The following is a 16,029-nucleotide window of genomic DNA, read 5'->3' on the forward strand; positions in this document are numbered from 1 at the left end:
GACGTGCATGCCGCCGTGGGCATGTACTGCTCGCAGGCGTGATTACACTCGGGAGTTCGCCGTCACGACGAGGAGGCCCGGTGTCCGGTTCGACCAAGTTCGCCACCGTGCTGAGCCGCGCAATGGTGACACCGCTCGCGCGGATGCTCTGGCGACCGAAGATCATCGGACGCCGCAACGTTCCCAAGCGCGGGCCGGTGATCCTCGCGAGCAACCACCGCTCCTTCATCGACTCCCCGGCGATCACGTTGATGGCACCGCGGAAGGTCGCCTTCCTCGCGAAGCAGGAGTACTTCACCGGCACCGGGTTCCGCGGCGCGGTGTCGCGGGCGTTCTTCGGCGGCATCGGTGCGATCGGCGTCGAACGCGGTGCGGGGGCGGCGGCGCAGCAGGCGCTCGACCTGGGGCTCGCGCGGTTGAACGAGGGCGAGGCCTTCGCGATCTACCCGGAGGGCACCCGCTCCCTGGACGGCCGGATCTACAAGGGCCGCACGGGTGTGGCCTGGCTGGCCCTGACGAGCGGCGCGCCCGTGGTGCCCGTGGCGCTGACGGGCACGCAGGACGTGCAGCCCGTCGGCTCGAAGCTGCCGAAGCTCGCGAAGGTGACGATCGAGTTCGGGAAGCCGATCGACCTGTCCTCGTTCGGCGAGGCATCGTCCGGACGCGCGCGCCGGCACGCGACCGATGCGGTGATGACCGCGATCCAGGAGCTCAGCGGGCAGGAGCCGGCGAACACCTACAACAACCCGCCGGCGACGATCGTCGAGCGGGTCAAGCGGGCGCTGCAGCCCGACGACCCGACCGCGGCTGCCGTCGACCCCGACTGATCGCGATCTGTTCGGTCACTATTGCACATCTGAAATATCGATGGTTGAATGAGAGACGTACCGCACGGCACGCATCCCCGACGGGTCGCCCGACAACGGCCCGCAACCACGACTCAGATCGGACGGTCAGCAGCATGTCCTCCACCCCGCTCTTCGACTCCATCGCCCAGCGACGCGACCAGCCCGAGGCCCACGTAGCTGCTCCGGCTCCGACCCCGGCTCGTGCGGCCGCAGCGCCCGCACCGACCTCACCGATGACCGCCCCCGTCCGCGCCGGGGACTCGACCCTCGTGCCCGCGGCCCTCGTCGCCGCGATCGACGACATCACGGTCCGCGTCACCCCGTCGGTGGTCACCGAGCTCCGCGTGCAGCCCGAGCAGCTCGTGCTGGTCGAGACCGTCGCCGACGCCATCACCCGGGCGGTCGTCGACGCCGTCGCGACCGAACTCGACCGGATCGCCCGCGACGGCGTCGTCCGCGTCTGAGCCCGGCGGTCCCCGAGCGATGATGACGCCCGCTGACGGCCTCCCGCTGCGCCCGCGCGGTGCCGAGCGGCGGGCCGCGAACCGCTCCCGTACCCGTCGACCCGAAGCGTCCGTGCGGCGCCGTGCTGGGCACGGCACGCGTCCGGACGCCCCCAGAGCCGCCGGGGTGGTGGCTCCCCCTTCCGCCACCCCGGCTTCCCCCTCCTCCTTCCGCAGTTCCGTCCGGCGCGCCCTGCCCGCGACGGCGACCGCCGCGGTGACCTGTCTCTTCGTCGCCGTCGGCTCCCCGCAGACCGCGATGGCATCGACCCCGTCGCCGAGCAGTCCCGTGCCCGGCGTGCAGCAGTTCGTCGCCGACGGTTCCGCCCGGCTCTCCGTCGACCGCGACGGCTTCTCGATCGGCAGGGCCGCTGCCGCCCAGGCACGTGCGACCGCCGTCGGCTCGTCGGACGCGGCGGCCCGCCCCACCGCGGGGAACGTGCCGGCCGCCGGTGGGTTCGGCTCGCGCTGGGTGACCGGGTGCTCCGCCTGCTCGACGAACCACCAGGGCATCGACTTCGCGGCTCCGATCGGCACCACCGTCGTCGCCGCGATGCCCGGCAGTGTCGTCTCCGCCGGGGTCCTGGGCGGGTACGGCAACCAGGTCCTGCTCCAGCACGCCGACGGCACCCAGACCCGGTACGGCCACCTGTCGGCGATCGGGGTGCGACCCGGTCAGGTCCTGTCGGCCGGCCAACGCCTCGGCGCCGTCGGCAACACCGGCGTCTCCACCGGGGCGCACCTGCACTTCGAAGTCATCGTCGGCGGGGTCCCGGTCGACCCGGCCACCTGGCTGCAGGCCCGCGGGCTCCTCTGACAGCGACGACGGTCGAGCGCGTAGCGTCGGGAACGCCGGGGCACCGAGCCGTGGCAGGACGGAGACGCGCGTGCGAGTGACGGTGTTGGGGACCGGGGCGATGGGTGCCGGCGTGGCGGGATCACTGCTGCGCGAGGGGCACCAGGTCACGGTCTGGAACCGGAGTGCCGACAAGGCCACGCCGCTCGGTGAGCACGGTGCGACGGTCGCCACGGACCCGGGTGCCGCCGTCGAGCACGCCGAGGTGGTCCTCCTGACCCTCTTCGACACCGACGCCGTGGTCGACGTGCTCGAACAGGCCGCCGGAGACGCTCCGACCGACGCCGTGTGGATCCAGGCGTCCACGATCGGCGTCGACGGCACCGAGACCTTCGTGCAGCTCGCCGCGAAGTACGGCATCACCCTGGTCGAAGCGATGATGCTCGGCACGAAGGCCCCGGCGGAGCAGGGGAAGCTCACCATGCTGGCGGCCGGCCCCGCCGACCAGGTCGACCGCGTCGTCCCCGTGCTCGACGCGATCGGCGCGAAGACCATCCGCGCCGGCGAGCGGGTCGGCGACGGGACCGCGCTCAAGCTCGCGGCCAACGCCTGGATCGCCTCGATCACCGCGGCCACGGGGCAGTCGCTCGCCCTCGCCGCGGCGCTCGGGCTCGATCCGCAGCTGTTCCTCGACGCGATCGACGGCAGCGCGAGCGACTCGGCCTACGCGCACACCAAGGGTGCGGCGATCATCGCGGGGGAGTTCCCGGCACAGTTCGCACTCGACGGGCTGCGGAAGGACATCGGCCTCATCGCCGAGGCTGCGCGGGCGAACGACGTGTCCACCACGCTCCTCGACGCCCTCGGTCGCGTCTACGCCGACGCGAGTGCGGCCGGGCACGGCGGCGACGACATCGCGGCGGTCGGCACCGCCTTCTGAATCGACGCGCGAGTCGACGCGCGCGTCGACGCGTCAGTCGCGGCGGAGGAACCGTCGCAGCCGCGCCGTGAGCCGCCCCACGGCCTCGTCGTTCATGGTGTTCGCCAGGTCGAAGGCCTCGCGCGCCGGATCGGCCCCGCCCTGGATCCGTCGGAGTGCGGCGTCGGCGCGGGCCCGGGAGTCGAGTTCGGCGAACGGCATGTCGTCCTCGGGGTCGTGCGTGCCGCGAGGGTCCATGGACAGCAGGTTACGCGCGGCGGAGGGTGCGGGCGCCTGCGTCGACGTCGTCGACCACGCGGACCATCTCGTCGAGGAAGTCCACGACGACGGCCATCTCGTCGGTCGGCACGTGCTCGGTGACCTCGAGGGCACGGGCGTCGAGTTCCTCGATCACGCGGAGGGCATGGCCCATCGACGTCCCAGTCGCGGTGAGGATCACGCCGCGGCGGTCGATCGGGTCCTGGTGCCGCTCGACGTGGCCGCTGCGGACCAGTCGGTCGACGAGCGCCGAGGTCGACGCCGCCGTGATCTCGAGGCGCTCGGCCAGGTCCTTCGCGTTGACGGTCCGGCCGTCGTGCTCGGCGTCGATGAGGACCCGCAGCGCGAGCAGTGCGTTCTCGCCGATGCCCAAGGCTTCGCGAGCACGACGTTGCGCGGCACTCTCGGCGGTGCGGTACCGGCGGAGGGCGTTCAGGACGTCGACGGCGGTGACCGGGGAGTCCTCGTACCAGAACCCCGCGGTGCTGGTCAGGACCTCGGACGTCATCCTGCAATGCTAGACGCTCTAGTTAGATTGTCTAGCGAGGGGTCGGTATCGCGGCGGAGACCCAGGCCCGTGCGCGGACATCGGACACTGCAACACCCGTGACGCGGCTCCGAAACACTCCCGCAACGCCCGCTCGTTAGGTTCTGGGGATGCAGGAGCAGCCGTGCTGAGCCGACTCGCGGGGAACGTCTTCCACGTGGGGAGCGCGGTCGAGCGCACCGACGTGGTCGCACGCCTGCTCGACGTCTACGTCGCCCGACGCGAACCCGGCACCGTCGAGGACGACCGGGCCGTCGCTGCGGAGCTCCGTTCGGTGGTGGGGACCGCCGGACCGGCGAACGACGCCGACCGGTCCGCGACCATCGACGCCCTGGCGCTGGACCGCCACGAGCCGGCGTCCATCGCCGCCGCGGTCGCCGTCGCGCGGGACCACGCCCGTCGAGCCCGCGAGGTCGTCTCGAGCGAACTCTGGGACTGCCTCGACGTCACCCGTTCGCGCATGCCGCGCAAGATCGCCCCGGGCCGCGCGCACGAGTTCCTCGGCTGGGCTCGGGAACGGAGCGCCCTCGCGATCGGCGTGGTCGAAGGGGACGCCAGTCGCGACGAGGTCTGGGAGTTCTTCACCCTCGGCCGCTCCCTGACCCGGGTCGCCTCGACCGCCCGGCTACTCGCCTCGGGGTTGCTCGAACCGGACTCGGTCACCTCGTGGACGGCGGCGCTCCGGGCCTGCGGTGCGGGCGAGGCCTTCCTGCGTGGCCGGGACCACCATCCGGTACCGGACGACGCCGCGGCGTTCCTGCTCCTGGACGAGCACAGTCCGCGGTCGCTGCGCTTCACCGTCCGACGGGCCGCCGAGTGCCTGGCCGACGTGGCTCCGTCCTGCGTCGCGGAGGAGGTCGCGGCGTTCTCCGCCGCCCGCGACCGGCTCGAGGCCGTCCCGGCGGACGCAGCCCTCGGCGTCGTCGGCGATGCCGGCGACCGGCTCGCGGCTGCTGCGGACCGCGTCACCGCGGCGCTCGACGAGCGCGTCTTCGCGGTGACCGAACCCGCGCACTGATCGCGGCCCTGGAGCGGACCGGCGACGGCCGGGAGGCCCGTGGCGGGCCCGACCCGTGCCTCCCGTCCGCCACGCGAAAGCGTCAGAGCCCCGCCAACGGTTCGCGGAGATCTGTCGCTTTCGCGAGGTGGACGCTGCCGCGTCGCGGAGATCTGTCGCGTTCGCGGAGTGGACGCGTCAGACGGCGCTGGAGCGGTCGGCGACCGCCTCTTCGCGCTCGAGCTCCTGGCGGAGCGCAGCGCGCGACGCGCGAGTGCCGACCACCGGCATCGCGTGCGTGACCGCGAGGTGCAGGCGGGTGTCCGCGTCGTACCGGAGCCGGAGGCGCTGGAAGCGGACGAGCCAGACGATCGCGATGGCGAGCGCCACGAAGCCCGACGCTGCGCCGACCGCGATGGCCCAGCGGGGACCCCACGCGTCCGCGATGGCACCGACGATCGGGGCGCCGATCGGGGTGCCGCCGGCGAAGATCGCCATGTAGAGCGCCATCACGCGGCCGCGCATCGCGGGCTTGGTGGTGGTCTGGACCAGGGCGTTCGCGGTGGTCATGAAGGTCAGCGCCGCGAGTCCGACGAACACCAGGACGAACGCGAACGTCCAGTACGTGGGTGCGAGGGCGGCAGCCGTGCACGCCAGGCCGAAGCCTCCGGCTGCGAGCACCAGCGTGCGCATCCGCGGCTTGTCCCGGCGGGCGGACATCAGGGCGCCGAACACCGATCCGATCGCCATCACCGAGTTGAGCAGGCCGAACTCGCCGGCGCCCTGGTGGAACTCGACCCGGGCCATCGTCGAGGTGAAGATCGGGAAGTTCACGCCGAACGTGCCGACGACGAAGATCATGCAGAGCACGACGATGATGTCCGGCCGGGTGCGCACGTACCGGAAGCCGGCGACGATCTGCCCCTTGCCGCGGCCGGCGTGCACCCGCTCGGCGAGCTGCGCGGGGTCGACGAACCGCAGGGCGATGAGGACCGCCAGGAACGAGCCGGCGTTGATGACGAACACCCAGCCGGAGCCGATGGCGGCGATGAGCACGCCGGCGACCGCGGGGCCGATCAGGCGGGCGGCGTTGAACGAGGCGGAGTTCAGTGCGACGGCGTTCGCGACGTTCTCGCCCTGCACGACGTCGGAGACGAACGCCTGGCGGATCGGGGTGTCGAACGCGGCGACGATGCCGAGCGCGAGGGCGAAGCCGTACAGCGCGAGCAGCGTCGCGGTGTGCGTGAGGACCATGACACCGAGGCCCAGCCCGAGCAGGCCCATCAGTGCCTGGGTGAGCATGAGCATCTTGCGACGGTCGAAGCGGTCGGCGGCGAGGCCGGTGAGGGGGAGGAGCAGCAGCTGCGGGCCGAACTGCAGCGCCATCGTGATCCCCACCGCGACGGCGTCGTTGTCGGAGAGCTGGGTCAGGACGATCCAGTCCTGGGCGGTGCGCTGCATCCAGGTACCGACGTTCGACACCAGGGCACCGGCGAACCAGATGCGGTAGTTGCGTCCGGCGAGGGAGCGGAACATGGCGGTCACTGCTGGGCCAGCCTCCTCATGATCTCGGTGGCGTCGGCGAGGGTGGCGCGCTCGACGGGGGTGAGTGCGGCGAGCCGCGGGGTGAGCCAGCCGTCACGGCGGCGACGGGTCTCCTCGACGAACGCGGCCCCGGCCGGGGTGGCGCAGAGGACGACCTTGCGCCGGTCGTCGTCGTGGCCGCCCTTGGACACCAGGCCACGCTCGACCAGCACCGCGATGGTCTTCGTCATCGAGGGCGGGGTGACGCCGTCCTGGCGGCTCAGGTCGGCGAGGGTCATCGCGCCGTCGCGGTGGAGCCGGGCGAGCGCCGCGAACTGGGCGTCGGTGACCGTCGTGTCGGCCTTCTGCGCGCGGAGCGTCCGGGACAGCCGGTTCACGGCGATGCGGAGGTCGGTGGCGTCGGTCACAGGTCGTTAGCCTAGCTCATTAGTTCAGTGAACGAACTGGTTTTCGGGTGTACCGTTGTCCTGGACAACAGGTGTTGTTCAGAGAGAAGGAATCATGTCCGAGTTCGAGGGCAAGGTCGCCATCGTCACCGGTGGTGGCAGCGGCATCGGCGAGTCCGTCGCGAAGGAGCTCGCCGCGGCGGGTGCCACGGTCGTCGTCACCGACATCAAGCTCGACGCTGCCCAGCGGGTCGCGTCCGAGATCACGGAGGCCGGCGGCACCGCCAGCGCGTTCGAGGCCAACTCCGCCGTCGCCGCCGACAACGAGCGCATGGTCCAGTACGCCGTCGACACCTACGGCGCGCTGCACCTCGCCGTGAACAACGCCGGCATCGGCGCCGCCCCGCAGAAGATCGGCGAGTACGACATCGCCGCCTGGGACCGCGTCCGTGCGGTCGACCTCGACGGTGTCTTCTACGGCCTCCGCTACGAGCTGCCCGCGATGGTCGCCGCCGGCGGTGGCTCGATCGTGAACATGGCGTCAGTGCTCGGCACGGTCGGCATCGCGCAGAACGCCGCGTACGTCGCGTCGAAGCACGCCCTGGCCGGCCTGACCAAGGTCGCCGCGCTCGAGTACTCGGCGCAGGGCGTCCGCACGAACGCCGTGGGCCCGGGCTTCATCGACACCCCGCTGCTCCGCAATGCCATGACGCCCGAGGCCATCTCGGCGCTGGAAGCGGAGCACGCCACGAAGCGTCTCGGCACCGACAAGGAGGTCGCCGCGCTCGTCCTGTTCCTGCTGAGCGACAAGGCCTCGTTCATCACGGGCAGCTACCACCTGGTCGACGGCGGCTACAGCGCGCACTGACGTCGGGCGCGTAGGCGTTCCGGGCGTACTTGGTCGAAACGGGCGTACCTGGTCGGAAGTTTCGACCAGGTACGCCCGTTTCCGTTTCCCAGCGCGGGGGCGATGGGAAGGAACGTGCTAGTGGAACTGGGGGATCGTGAGCCAGATGCCCGCGAGCACGGCTGCCGCACAGACCGCGAAGCACAGGACGGCACCCGCCAGTGCTGCCGGCGGCGTGTGCCCGGACCGCGGGGTCTCCTCGGAGTACTGCGTGCGCTCGCCGCCGGTGTCGAGCGGCTGCCCGGTGCCGAGCAGCCGCAGGCCGAGCGTGTAGACGAGCACGATGCCCACCGCGGCCACGAAGCCGACGCCCGCGACCAGGCCGATGCTCGTGAAGTCGATCTCCATCGTCGTTCCCCTCAGTTCTGCGCGCCGGCCGGCTGCGGCTCGGCCTGGTCGGTGGGTTCGGTCGATCCGGCTGCGACGTCGTCGTGCGAGATCGGCTTGCGCTTGGCCAGGACGTAGAACGTGAGCCCGCCGGCCAGGGCGAGCACCGCCACCAGCACGAGGCCGACCGCCGAGGTCGAGGCGAGCCAGGTCGCCAACCCGCCGACCACCGCGGCCGCCGGCAACGTGATCACCCACGCGACGACGATGCGGCCGACGACCGACCAGTGCACGTCGGCGAGCTTCTTGCCGAGCCCGGACCCGATCACCGAACCGCTGGTGACGTGCGTCGTCGACAGGGCGAAGCCGAGGTGCGACGAGATGAGGATCGTCGCGGCGGAACTCGTCTCAGCCGCGAAGCCCTGCGGCGACTGCACGTCGGAGATCTTCTTGCCGACGGTCTGCATGATCCGCCAGCCGCCCGTGTAGGTGCCGAGGCCGATCGCGAGTCCGCAGGCCAGGATCACCCAGAGCGCCGGGCCCGTGCCGCTGTCCTGGTAGTTCGCGGCGATGAGCGTGAGCGTGATGACACCCATCGTCTTCTGCGCGTCGTTGGTGCCGTGCGCGAGCGACACCAGCGATGCCGAGACGGTCTGGCCGTGCCGGAAGCCCGTCGCCGCACCGTGCGTCGTGGCGTTCTTCGTGAGCACGTACGCCAGGTAGGTGGCCACCAGGGCGATGACCCCGGCGATGACCGGCGAGAGCAGCGCCGGCAGCACGACCTTCGACACCACCGTCGCCCAGTCCACCGAGTTCAGCCCGGCGCCGATGATCGATGCGCCGATCAGCCCGCCGAACAGCGCGTGCGTCGACGACGAGGGCAGCCCGAGGTACCACGTGGCGAGGTTCCAGAGGACCGCACCCACCAGGCCGGCGAAGATCATCGTGGGGGAGATGTGGACGCCGTCCTGGCCCTCGCGGATGATGCCCTGCGAGACGGTCTTGGCGACCTCGGTGGAGAGGAACGCGCCGACCACGTTGAGGACGGCGGAGATGAGCACGGCGGTCCGGGGCTTGAGCGCCCCGGTGGCGACCGACGTGGCCATGGCGTTGGCGGTGTCGTGGAACCCGTTCGTGAAGTCGAACACGAGGGCCACCACGATCACGAGCACGACGATGACGAGGACGTCCATGACCGGGACGGTAGGCCCGCCTCGAACCCGCTGCGTGAACGCCGGATGAACAGGTGCTGGGTCACCCGGTTCTGCGAAGATGGCAGCGTCTGCGAAACTGCGGGTGTGCCCACCTTCTCCGCAGCGCGAGGCGACGCCTCGTTCACCGACGCCCACGGCGTCGAGATCGTCTACTCGACCTGGCGAGCGGCGCGCCCCAAGGGCATCGTGCAGATCGCGCACGGCGTCGGCGAGCACGGGCTGCGGTACGAGCCGTTGGCGCAGGACCTCGTGCGTGCCGGGTACACCGTGCACGCGAACGACCACCGCGGGCACGGGCGCACCGGCCTCGGGCAGTGGGACGGCGACCACGCCAAGCTCGGACGGCTCGGCCCCGGCGGACTGCGCGCCGCGATCGCCGCCGTCGAGCAGATGGGGGAGGTCGCCCGTGCGGACACCCCCGGCGTGCCCCTGGTCCTGCTCGGGCACTCGTGGGGCTCGCTCATGGCGCAGCGGATCGTGAACAGCTCGTCGGAGTCGTGGGACGGGGTCGTGCTCTCCGCCACCGCCTACCGGCTGCCCGGCTGGATGAACAGCGGCGACCTCAACGCCCGGCACGCGGGCTCCGGTCCGACCAAGTTCGAGTGGCTCACCCGCGACCGGAAGATCATCGACGCGATGTCCGTCGACCCGCTCGCCGTCGAGGCCGACGTCATCGGCCTGTTCGGCCTGCCCGACACGCTCCGGCTGCTCGGGGTCCCGCGGCGAGGGATCCCGCACGACCTGCCGATGCTGCTGCAGGTCGGGTCCGATGACGCCCTCGGTGGGCCGCGGTCGGTCGAGCGGCTGGCGCAGGCCTACCGGCGGCGCGGACGACTGTCCGACGTCACGGTGCGGGTCTACGAGGGGGCGCGGCACGAGGTCTACAACGAGACGAACCGCGACGAGGTCGTGGCCGACCTCGTCGCGTGGCTGGACCGGGTGACGGCGCGCGCCGCGTCCTGAGACGGTACCGGCTGGCGGACGGGAGGCCCGTGGCGGCGCCGAGCCGCGCCTCCAGTCCGACAGGTGGCGGGCGTAGGCTCGACGCGTGCACGGTGAGTACAAGGTCCCAGGTGGAAAACTGGTCGTCGTCGACCTCGACGTGGTGGACGGGGACATCCAGGAGTTCCGGCTCGCCGGCGACTTCTTCCTCGAACCCGACGACGCGCTGCCGCTCATCGACGCGGCCGTCAACGGATTGTCGTCGACGACCGACGCCGCCGGCATCGCCGCGGCCGTGCGTGCGGCGCTCCCGGCCGACGCCGTGCTGCTCGGCTTCACACCCGAGTCCGTCGGGGTCGCCGTCCGCCGCGCGCTGTCCCGAGCGTCGTCGTGGCAGGACTACGACTGGCAGATCATCCACGAAGGCCCGATCAGCCCGAACGAGCACCTCGCGCTCGACCAGGTGCTGACCGAAGAAGTCGGCGCCGGACGTCGCGGTCCGACCCTGCGCATCTGGGAGTGGGACCAGCCCGCCGTCGTCATCGGGTCGTTCCAGTCGCTGAAGAACGAGGTCGACCCCGAGGGTGCCGAGAAGTTCGGCGTGCAGGTGGTGCGACGGATCTCCGGCGGCGGCGCGATGTTCATGGACGCCGGCGCCATCATCTCTTACTCGCTCTACGTCCCCGCCGACCTGGTGCAGGGCATGACGTTCGCGGACTCCTACGCCTACCTGGACGAGTGGGTGATCGAGGCGCTGAAGTCCCTCGGCATCGACGCGTACTACCAGCCGCTCAACGACATCACCTCGACCAAGGGCAAGATCGGCGGTGCTGCGCAGAAGCGTCTCGGCACCGGATCCCTGCTCCACCACGCCACCATGAGCTACGACATGGACGGCGAGAAGATGGTCCAGGTCCTGCGGATCGGGCGCGAGAAGATGAGCGACAAGGGGACCACGTCGGCCGCGAAGCGCGTGGACCCGCTGCGCTCGCAGACCGGGCTGTCCCGCGCCGAGATCATCGACCGGCTGATCGGCACGTTCACGAAGCTGTACGGGGCGACTCCCGGCGCGGTGACCGATGCCGAGCGCGAGAAGGCGCGGGAGCTGGTGCGCACGAAGTTCGCGACGAAGGAGTGGCTCGAGCGGGTGCCCTGAGCGGGCACTGCCGGTGAGCGGGCTCGTGGTGGGCGGCCGGAGCAGAGGGGGGACGCTCCGGCCGCCGCTCCACCAGTGTGACGACCGACTCCATGAACCACACGTGCGGATCATGAGAATCCCCCGCGCGGCTGATGTCGTGGCCGGATCGTCCACGTAGCGTCGCTCGCGTGAACTGGTTGATCTTCCTGGGGGCGGTGGCCGCCGTGGCCGTCGTGGTGTGGATCGCCGATCGCGTGGGGTGGATCGACCTGTCGAACAAGTCCACGCGCAGCGGCGGATCCGGAGGCATCGGCGGGATGCTGGACGAGGTGTTCGCGCCGACCCGCCACGAGACGCAAGCCGAGTACGAACGTCAGTCGCGCCTCCCGAAGGAGGCCCCGTCACCGGCGGACGACGACCACGACCTGCTCAGCGGCAGCGTGCTCATCAAGGTGCCGACGGTGCGGAGCGCCGGTCGGCACGAAGCGCGGATCGGGACGCACGACCTGTCGTACTGACCGGTGCTTGCGCGTCAGCGCGTCGTGAGCTCCTGGTAGTCCGGGTGCCGCTCGATCCACGCGCGGACGTAGCTGCACTGCGGCACGACCCGGAGGCTGCCGTCGCGCACGTCGTCGAGCGCGTGCTGCACGAGGATCGACGCGTGCCCGCCACCGCGGTGCGACGGGTCGACCTCGGTGTGGACGAAGCGGATCTCGTCGCCGTCGACCTCGTACGCCGCGAAGCCGATGACCTCGCCGTCCTCGACCAGGGAGTACTGCTGCTTGTCGGTGTCGTTGCGGACCTCGGGTGCTGCCATGCGCCGAGGCTACGCCGCGAGGCCGAGTCGCCGCTGGCTGCGCTGGCTGCGCTTTCAGCGCGGGGACCGGTGCGTCGCCGCTGGCTGCGCCACAATGGTCCCGTGCACACGGGAGACGACCGAGGCCCGGACCGCGTCGTCCTCGGCGACGCCCTCGACGTGACCCCGGCGCTCGCCGACGGGACGTTCACCATCGTGTATCTCGACCCGCCGTTCAACACGGGGCGGTACCAGCGGCGGCATGCTTCGTCCGCAGTACCGAGCGCCGACGGGCCGGTGATGGGGTTCCACGGACGGACCTACGAGCGGGTCCGCGGTGACCTGATGCGGTTCGACGACCGGTTCGAGGACTACTGGACGTTCCTCGAGCCTCGGCTGATCGAGGCCTGGCGACTCCTCACCACCGACGGCACCCTGTACCTGCACCTCGACTACCGCGAGTCGCACTACGCGAAGGTCCTGCTCGACGCGCTGTTCGGCCGCGAGTCGTTCCTGAACGAGATCGTCTGGGCCTACGACTACGGTGCCAAGTCCAAGTCGCGGTGGCCGACCAAGCACGACACGATCCTGGTCTACGTGAAGGACCCGTCGCAGTACTGGTTCGACTCGTCGGCGGTCGACCGCGAGCCGTACATGGCGCCGGGGCTCGTCACACCGGAGAAGCGCGAGCGCGGCAAGCTCCCCACCGACGTCTGGTGGCACACGATCGTGTCGCCGACCGGCAAGGAGAAGACCGGCTACCCGACGCAGAAGCCCGAGGGGGTGCTGCGGCGGATCGTGCAGGCCTCTTCGCGCGAGGGCGACTGGGTGCTCGACTTCTTCGCCGGCAGCGGGACGACCGGCGCGGTGGCGTCGGCGCTCGGGCGGCGGTACGTGCTGGTGGACGACAACCCGGCGGCGATCGACGTGATGCGGAAGCGCTTGCCGGGGGCGTCGTTCGAGGTGGCGGGTGCGTGCGCGTGGGGGGTGCGCGTGGGCGGGTACATGCGGGTGCATCGTGCGACGATCCACGAGGTGATCGACGCGTGTTCTGTCGGAACATGCACACGCACACGATGCGGGTGCATGCTGCGACGATCCACGAGGTGATCGACGCGTGGATCGTCGGAACATGCACACGCACCGAGGGCGCGCGCAGTGCGACATCCTCGACGTCGTACGACATCGAGGACCACGCAACCGCGCGCCCGCAACAGTTGCACGCGTGCAGAGACGACAAGGTCGACGTCGTGCGACGTCGACCTTGTCGTTCCGAGTCGGCAGGGCCGACCTGCGCCTGCGCCTACTCGGCCGAGTGCCGCCCGTGCGGGTGCGCGTCGTCCGCGTCGTCCAGCCGGGAGGCACGGCTCGCCTCCGCAGCGTCGGCCCCGGTCGCAGGGGCTCCGGCGTCCACCACCGGGGCAGCATGGGCAGCCCGGGTCCGGATGGCACCGGTCGTCGTCGGGGGTTCGTCCACGGGCGCGGCCGCCGAGTGGGCGCCGTGCGTCGTGGCGTCGGGCAGCGGCGCGCGAGTGCCGTCCGTGGCGACGTCGTTCGGTGGCACGTCGTTCGGCAGCACCGACACGTCCGATGATCCGGCAGCGCGAGCCGACCGGGGCTGTGCGGGCACGTCGGGCGAGGTCGGCACTGCCTCGGATGACGCGAGCGCCGCCGAACCCGATCCGGCGCCGGCAGCACCCGCGCCCGCACCGGCAGCCGCAGCGTCAGCGGTCCGTGCGGCGTCCGCCTGCTCCTGCAGCGCCGAGGTCTTGCGCAGCGGCGGCACCCGGAAGAACCAGGTCAGCACGAACGCGAGCAGGATCACCGCGAGGCCGACGTAGTACACGCGGACGGCCGAGTCGCTGAAGCCGACCAGGAACGGACGGGTGAGTCGCTTGTCCGCGCCGTTCAGGAACGAGGTGTCGCTCGTCGCCGCGGAACCGGATGAGCTCGCACTCGAGTCGCCGCTCTTCAGCTGCTTGATGAGCGTCGGGGCGACCTCGTCGACGACGTTCTCGCGCTGTGCCTTGTCCGAGTAGTCGACCTGCAGCGTGCCGTCGACGACGGTCGCGTTCGCCTTGGCCGCAGCCGTCTCGAGGGCCTGCTGCTCGGCGGCCGGCTTGGCGTCGTCGACCTGCTGGGCGATGACGGTGTCGGCTGCGGCGGCGGGGAGCTTGCCGGCCGCGACCTGCTGCTGCACGGCGGCGGTGACCTGCTTCGTGACGGCGGCGTCGGCGGCTTCCTTCGCCTGCACGGCGCCGTCGTTCAGGCCGTCCTGCACGTTCTTCTGCACGGGATCGACGATCTTCGTCCAGATCTGGTCCATCACGCCCTTGTTCTCGGACGCGTTCGCGACCGAGGGGGTGAGCGCGGCGTTGAGGGCGCTCTTCAGGTCGGTCTCGTTCTGCATCGCCGCGGTGATGTTCGTCGGCATCAGGGTGAACAGGACGGACAGCAGCACGGCGGTGCCCATGGTGCCGCCGATCTGCCGGAAGAACGTCGCGGCGCTGGTGGCGACGCCGATGTCCCGCGGGGACACCGAGTTCTGCGCCGCGAGGGTCAGCGTCTGCATGAGCTGCCCGAGCCCGAGGCCGATGCCGAACATGCCGAGCATCAGGAACCAGAGGGGGCGGTCGGCGGTCAGGAACGTCAGGACCGTGAAGCCGATGGCCGTGAATGCCGTGCCCGTGATCGGGAAGACCTGGTAGTTGCCGGTCCGCGAGATGATCTGGCCCGAGGCGATCGACGAGATCATCAGACCGAGCACCATCGGGAGCATCGCGAACCCGGACTCGGTCGGGGTGACGCCCTTCACGATCTGCAGGTACAGCGGGATGGTCAGCATCGCGCCGAACATGCCGAAGCCGACGAGCACGGACAGGATCGCGGACATCGAGAACACCCGCGAGCCGAACAGCTTCATCGGCAGGATCGCGTCGCTGCCCATCGCCCGTTCGACGATGATGAACGCGATCAGACCGGCTGCACCGATGCCGTAGCAGGCGAAGGCGCCGGGGGAGCTCCAGCCCCACTCGCGGCCCTGTTCGGCGATGAGCAGCAACGGCACGAGGGTGACGATGACGAGCGTCGCACCCCACCAGTCAATCCGGGGCTTGCCACGGTCACCGAACTTCGGCAGGTGCAGGAACGTCAGCACCATGAACAGCGCGATGACGCCGATCGGCACGTTGATCAGGAACACCCAGCGCCAGCCGGAGATGAAGAGCAGCTCGCTCGCGCCGGCGAAGACGCCACCGACGAGCGGACCGATCACGGACGAGATGCCGAAGACGGCCAGGAAGTAGCCCTGGTACTTCGCCCGCTCGCGGGGAGCGAGCATGTCGCCCATGATCGCCAGCGGCAGGGACATCAGGCCACCGGCACCGAGACCCTGCAGCGCACGGAACCCGGCGAGCATGAGCATCGAGGTCGAGAACGACGCGAGGAACGACCCGACGATGAAGATGCCGATCGCCGTGATGAACAGCGGCCGCCGACCGAAGATGTCGGAGAGCTTGCCGTAGATCGGCGTCGTCACGGTCGAGGCGATCAGGTACCCGGTGGTGACCCAGGCCTGCTGGTCGAGGCCGTGCAGGTCGTCACCGATGGTGCGGATCGCGGTGCCGACGATCGTCTGGTCGAGGGCTCCGAGGAACATCCCGGCCATCAGGCCGTAGATCACCAACAGGATCTGTCGGTGGTTCATCACGACGTTGGACGCCGTGGTGGGGGCCGCGGGTGCGGTCGCCGTCTGGGTCATGAGCAGGGTCTCCCGGTACCGATGCGCTGGCGAAACGATTTTTGCGCTGCCTGCAAAGTTACATCTGCCGCAAGTGCTCGGTTGCTCAGGAGCGGCTTCCTGTGTGGATCGGCAGTCACGGTACG

18 protein-coding genes are annotated in these 16,029 nt (G+C 70.8%); 10 read left to right on the forward strand and 8 right to left on the reverse strand.

The genetic code is table 11. The features are described 5' to 3' along the window. Positions 1 to 80 precede the first annotated feature (80 nt). The 4 genes from GVL05_RS11650 (at position 81) to GVL05_RS11665 (ending at position 3,087) form a co-directional block, all read left to right on the forward strand. Positions 81 to 827, forward strand: a complete 747-nt coding sequence (locus GVL05_RS11650; RefSeq protein WP_159573244.1) for a 1-acyl-sn-glycerol-3-phosphate acyltransferase — start codon at positions 81 to 83, stop codon at positions 825 to 827. A 134-nt stretch (positions 828 to 961) separates the two neighbouring features. Continuing rightward, entirely contained in the window at positions 962 to 1,312 is a 351-nt protein-coding gene (locus GVL05_RS11655; protein WP_159573245.1) for a hypothetical protein, read from the forward strand. Between the two features lie 256 nt (positions 1,313 to 1,568). Continuing rightward, the gene (locus tag GVL05_RS11660) at positions 1,569 to 2,168 is read left to right on the forward strand and encodes a M23 family metallopeptidase (RefSeq protein WP_159573246.1); all 600 of its coding nucleotides are present in this window, start codon (positions 1,569 to 1,571) and stop codon (positions 2,166 to 2,168) included. Positions 2,169 to 2,250: 82 nt separating this feature from the next. Further along, positions 2,251 to 3,087 carry an NAD(P)-dependent oxidoreductase gene (locus GVL05_RS11665; RefSeq protein WP_159573264.1) on the forward strand — a complete coding sequence of 279 codons (837 nt, stop codon included), beginning with the start codon at positions 2,251 to 2,253 and terminating at the stop codon, positions 3,085 to 3,087. A gap of 33 nt (positions 3,088 to 3,120) precedes the next feature. Here GVL05_RS11665 and GVL05_RS11670 read toward each other — a convergent pair whose 3' ends face one another. Then, positions 3,121 to 3,324 carry a hypothetical protein gene (locus GVL05_RS11670; RefSeq protein ID WP_131846957.1) on the reverse strand — a complete coding sequence of 68 codons (204 nt, stop codon included), beginning with the start codon at positions 3,322 to 3,324 and terminating at the stop codon, positions 3,121 to 3,123. Positions 3,325 to 3,334: 10 nt separating this feature from the next. Continuing rightward, positions 3,335 to 3,853 carry a MarR family winged helix-turn-helix transcriptional regulator gene (locus GVL05_RS11675; RefSeq protein WP_131921240.1) on the reverse strand — a complete coding sequence of 173 codons (519 nt, stop codon included), beginning with the start codon at positions 3,851 to 3,853 and terminating at the stop codon, positions 3,335 to 3,337. Between the two features lie 163 nt (positions 3,854 to 4,016). Here GVL05_RS11675 and GVL05_RS11680 point away from each other — a divergent pair, with 163 nt between their 5' ends. Next, positions 4,017 to 4,910 carry an alpha-E domain-containing protein gene (locus GVL05_RS11680; protein WP_159573247.1) on the forward strand — a complete coding sequence of 298 codons (894 nt, stop codon included), beginning with the start codon at positions 4,017 to 4,019 and terminating at the stop codon, positions 4,908 to 4,910. A gap of 177 nt (positions 4,911 to 5,087) precedes the next feature. On the opposite strand, the gene GVL05_RS11685 is transcribed toward GVL05_RS11680, so the two are convergent. Together GVL05_RS11685 and GVL05_RS11690 are read right to left on the reverse strand one after the other, a co-directional pair. Further along, on the reverse strand, positions 5,088 to 6,434 hold the full coding sequence (locus GVL05_RS11685) for an MFS transporter (RefSeq protein WP_323749192.1): 1,347 nt from the start codon (positions 6,432 to 6,434) through the stop codon (positions 5,088 to 5,090). Then, the gene (locus GVL05_RS11690; protein WP_111085532.1) at positions 6,431 to 6,841 is read right to left on the reverse strand and encodes a MarR family winged helix-turn-helix transcriptional regulator; all 411 of its coding nucleotides are present in this window, start codon (positions 6,839 to 6,841) and stop codon (positions 6,431 to 6,433) included. Before GVL05_RS11690 ends, GVL05_RS11685 begins: the two co-directional genes overlap by 4 nt. A 94-nt stretch (positions 6,842 to 6,935) precedes the next feature. On the opposite strand from GVL05_RS11690, the gene GVL05_RS11695 reads away from it, so the two are divergent. After that, entirely contained in the window at positions 6,936 to 7,688 is a 753-nt protein-coding gene (locus GVL05_RS11695; protein ID WP_123293686.1) for an SDR family NAD(P)-dependent oxidoreductase, read from the forward strand. A 117-nt stretch (positions 7,689 to 7,805) separates the two neighbouring features. On the opposite strand, the gene GVL05_RS11700 is transcribed toward GVL05_RS11695, so the two are convergent. After that, positions 7,806 to 8,075 (reverse strand): hypothetical protein, encoded by a 270-nt coding sequence (locus tag GVL05_RS11700; protein WP_123293687.1) that lies wholly within the window; start codon positions 8,073 to 8,075, stop codon positions 7,806 to 7,808. A gap of 11 nt (positions 8,076 to 8,086) precedes the next feature. Continuing rightward, positions 8,087 to 9,247, reverse strand: coding sequence for an inorganic phosphate transporter (locus GVL05_RS11705; protein WP_123937556.1), 1,161 nt, complete (start codon positions 9,245 to 9,247; stop codon positions 8,087 to 8,089). Positions 9,248 to 9,352: 105 nt separating this feature from the next. Here GVL05_RS11705 and GVL05_RS11710 point away from each other — a divergent pair, with 105 nt between their 5' ends. From GVL05_RS11710 to GVL05_RS11720, 3 genes are all read left to right on the forward strand, one after another. Further along, a complete protein-coding gene (locus tag GVL05_RS11710; protein ID WP_123293689.1) occupies positions 9,353 to 10,231 on the forward strand; it encodes an alpha/beta hydrolase in 879 nt (292 codons plus the stop codon). Positions 10,232 to 10,316: 85 nt separating this feature from the next. Beyond that, positions 10,317 to 11,366, forward strand: coding sequence for a biotin/lipoate A/B protein ligase family protein (locus GVL05_RS11715; protein WP_159573248.1), 1,050 nt, complete (start codon positions 10,317 to 10,319; stop codon positions 11,364 to 11,366). 170 nt (positions 11,367 to 11,536) lie between these two features. Then, positions 11,537 to 11,866, forward strand: coding sequence for a hypothetical protein (locus GVL05_RS11720; RefSeq protein ID WP_159573249.1), 330 nt, complete (start codon positions 11,537 to 11,539; stop codon positions 11,864 to 11,866). A gap of 14 nt (positions 11,867 to 11,880) precedes the next feature. On the opposite strand, the gene GVL05_RS11725 is transcribed toward GVL05_RS11720, so the two are convergent. Continuing rightward, positions 11,881 to 12,165, reverse strand: coding sequence for a GNAT family N-acetyltransferase (locus GVL05_RS11725; protein WP_123293692.1), 285 nt, complete (start codon positions 12,163 to 12,165; stop codon positions 11,881 to 11,883). Between the two features lie 102 nt (positions 12,166 to 12,267). On the opposite strand from GVL05_RS11725, the gene GVL05_RS11730 reads away from it, so the two are divergent. Continuing rightward, entirely contained in the window at positions 12,268 to 13,254 is a 987-nt protein-coding gene (locus tag GVL05_RS11730; RefSeq protein ID WP_235035949.1) for a site-specific DNA-methyltransferase, read from the forward strand. A 193-nt stretch (positions 13,255 to 13,447) separates the two neighbouring features. Here GVL05_RS11730 and GVL05_RS11735 read toward each other — a convergent pair whose 3' ends face one another. Then, on the reverse strand, positions 13,448 to 15,943 hold the full coding sequence (locus GVL05_RS11735) for a DHA2 family efflux MFS transporter permease subunit (protein WP_268839501.1): 2,496 nt from the start codon (positions 15,941 to 15,943) through the stop codon (positions 13,448 to 13,450). Between the last annotated feature and the right edge of the window lie 86 nt (positions 15,944 to 16,029).

It is taken from the genome of Curtobacterium sp. 18060 (assembly GCF_902706105.1).
GTDB lineage: Bacteria > Actinomycetota > Actinomycetes > Actinomycetales > Microbacteriaceae > Curtobacterium.

What these genes read in the sequence shown, in the direction of transcription:
- GVL05_RS11655 (WP_159573245.1), top strand. Translation starts at nt 962, where the DNA reads ATGTCCTCCACCCCGCTCTTCGACTCCATCGCCCAGCGACGCGACCAG.
- GVL05_RS11670 (WP_131846957.1), bottom strand. Translation starts at nt 3,324, where the DNA reads ATGGACCCTCGCGGCACGCACGACCCCGAGGACGACATGCCGTTCGCC.
- GVL05_RS11675 (WP_131921240.1), bottom strand. Translation starts at nt 3,853, where the DNA reads ATGACGTCCGAGGTCCTGACCAGCACCGCGGGGTTCTGGTACGAGGAC.
- GVL05_RS11695 (WP_123293686.1), top strand. Translation starts at nt 6,936, where the DNA reads ATGTCCGAGTTCGAGGGCAAGGTCGCCATCGTCACCGGTGGTGGCAGC.
- GVL05_RS11700 (WP_123293687.1), bottom strand. Translation starts at nt 8,075, where the DNA reads ATGGAGATCGACTTCACGAGCATCGGCCTGGTCGCGGGCGTCGGCTTC.
- GVL05_RS11705 (WP_123937556.1), bottom strand. Translation starts at nt 9,247, where the DNA reads ATGGACGTCCTCGTCATCGTCGTGCTCGTGATCGTGGTGGCCCTCGTG.
- GVL05_RS11725 (WP_123293692.1), bottom strand. Translation starts at nt 12,165, where the DNA reads ATGGCAGCACCCGAGGTCCGCAACGACACCGACAAGCAGCAGTACTCC.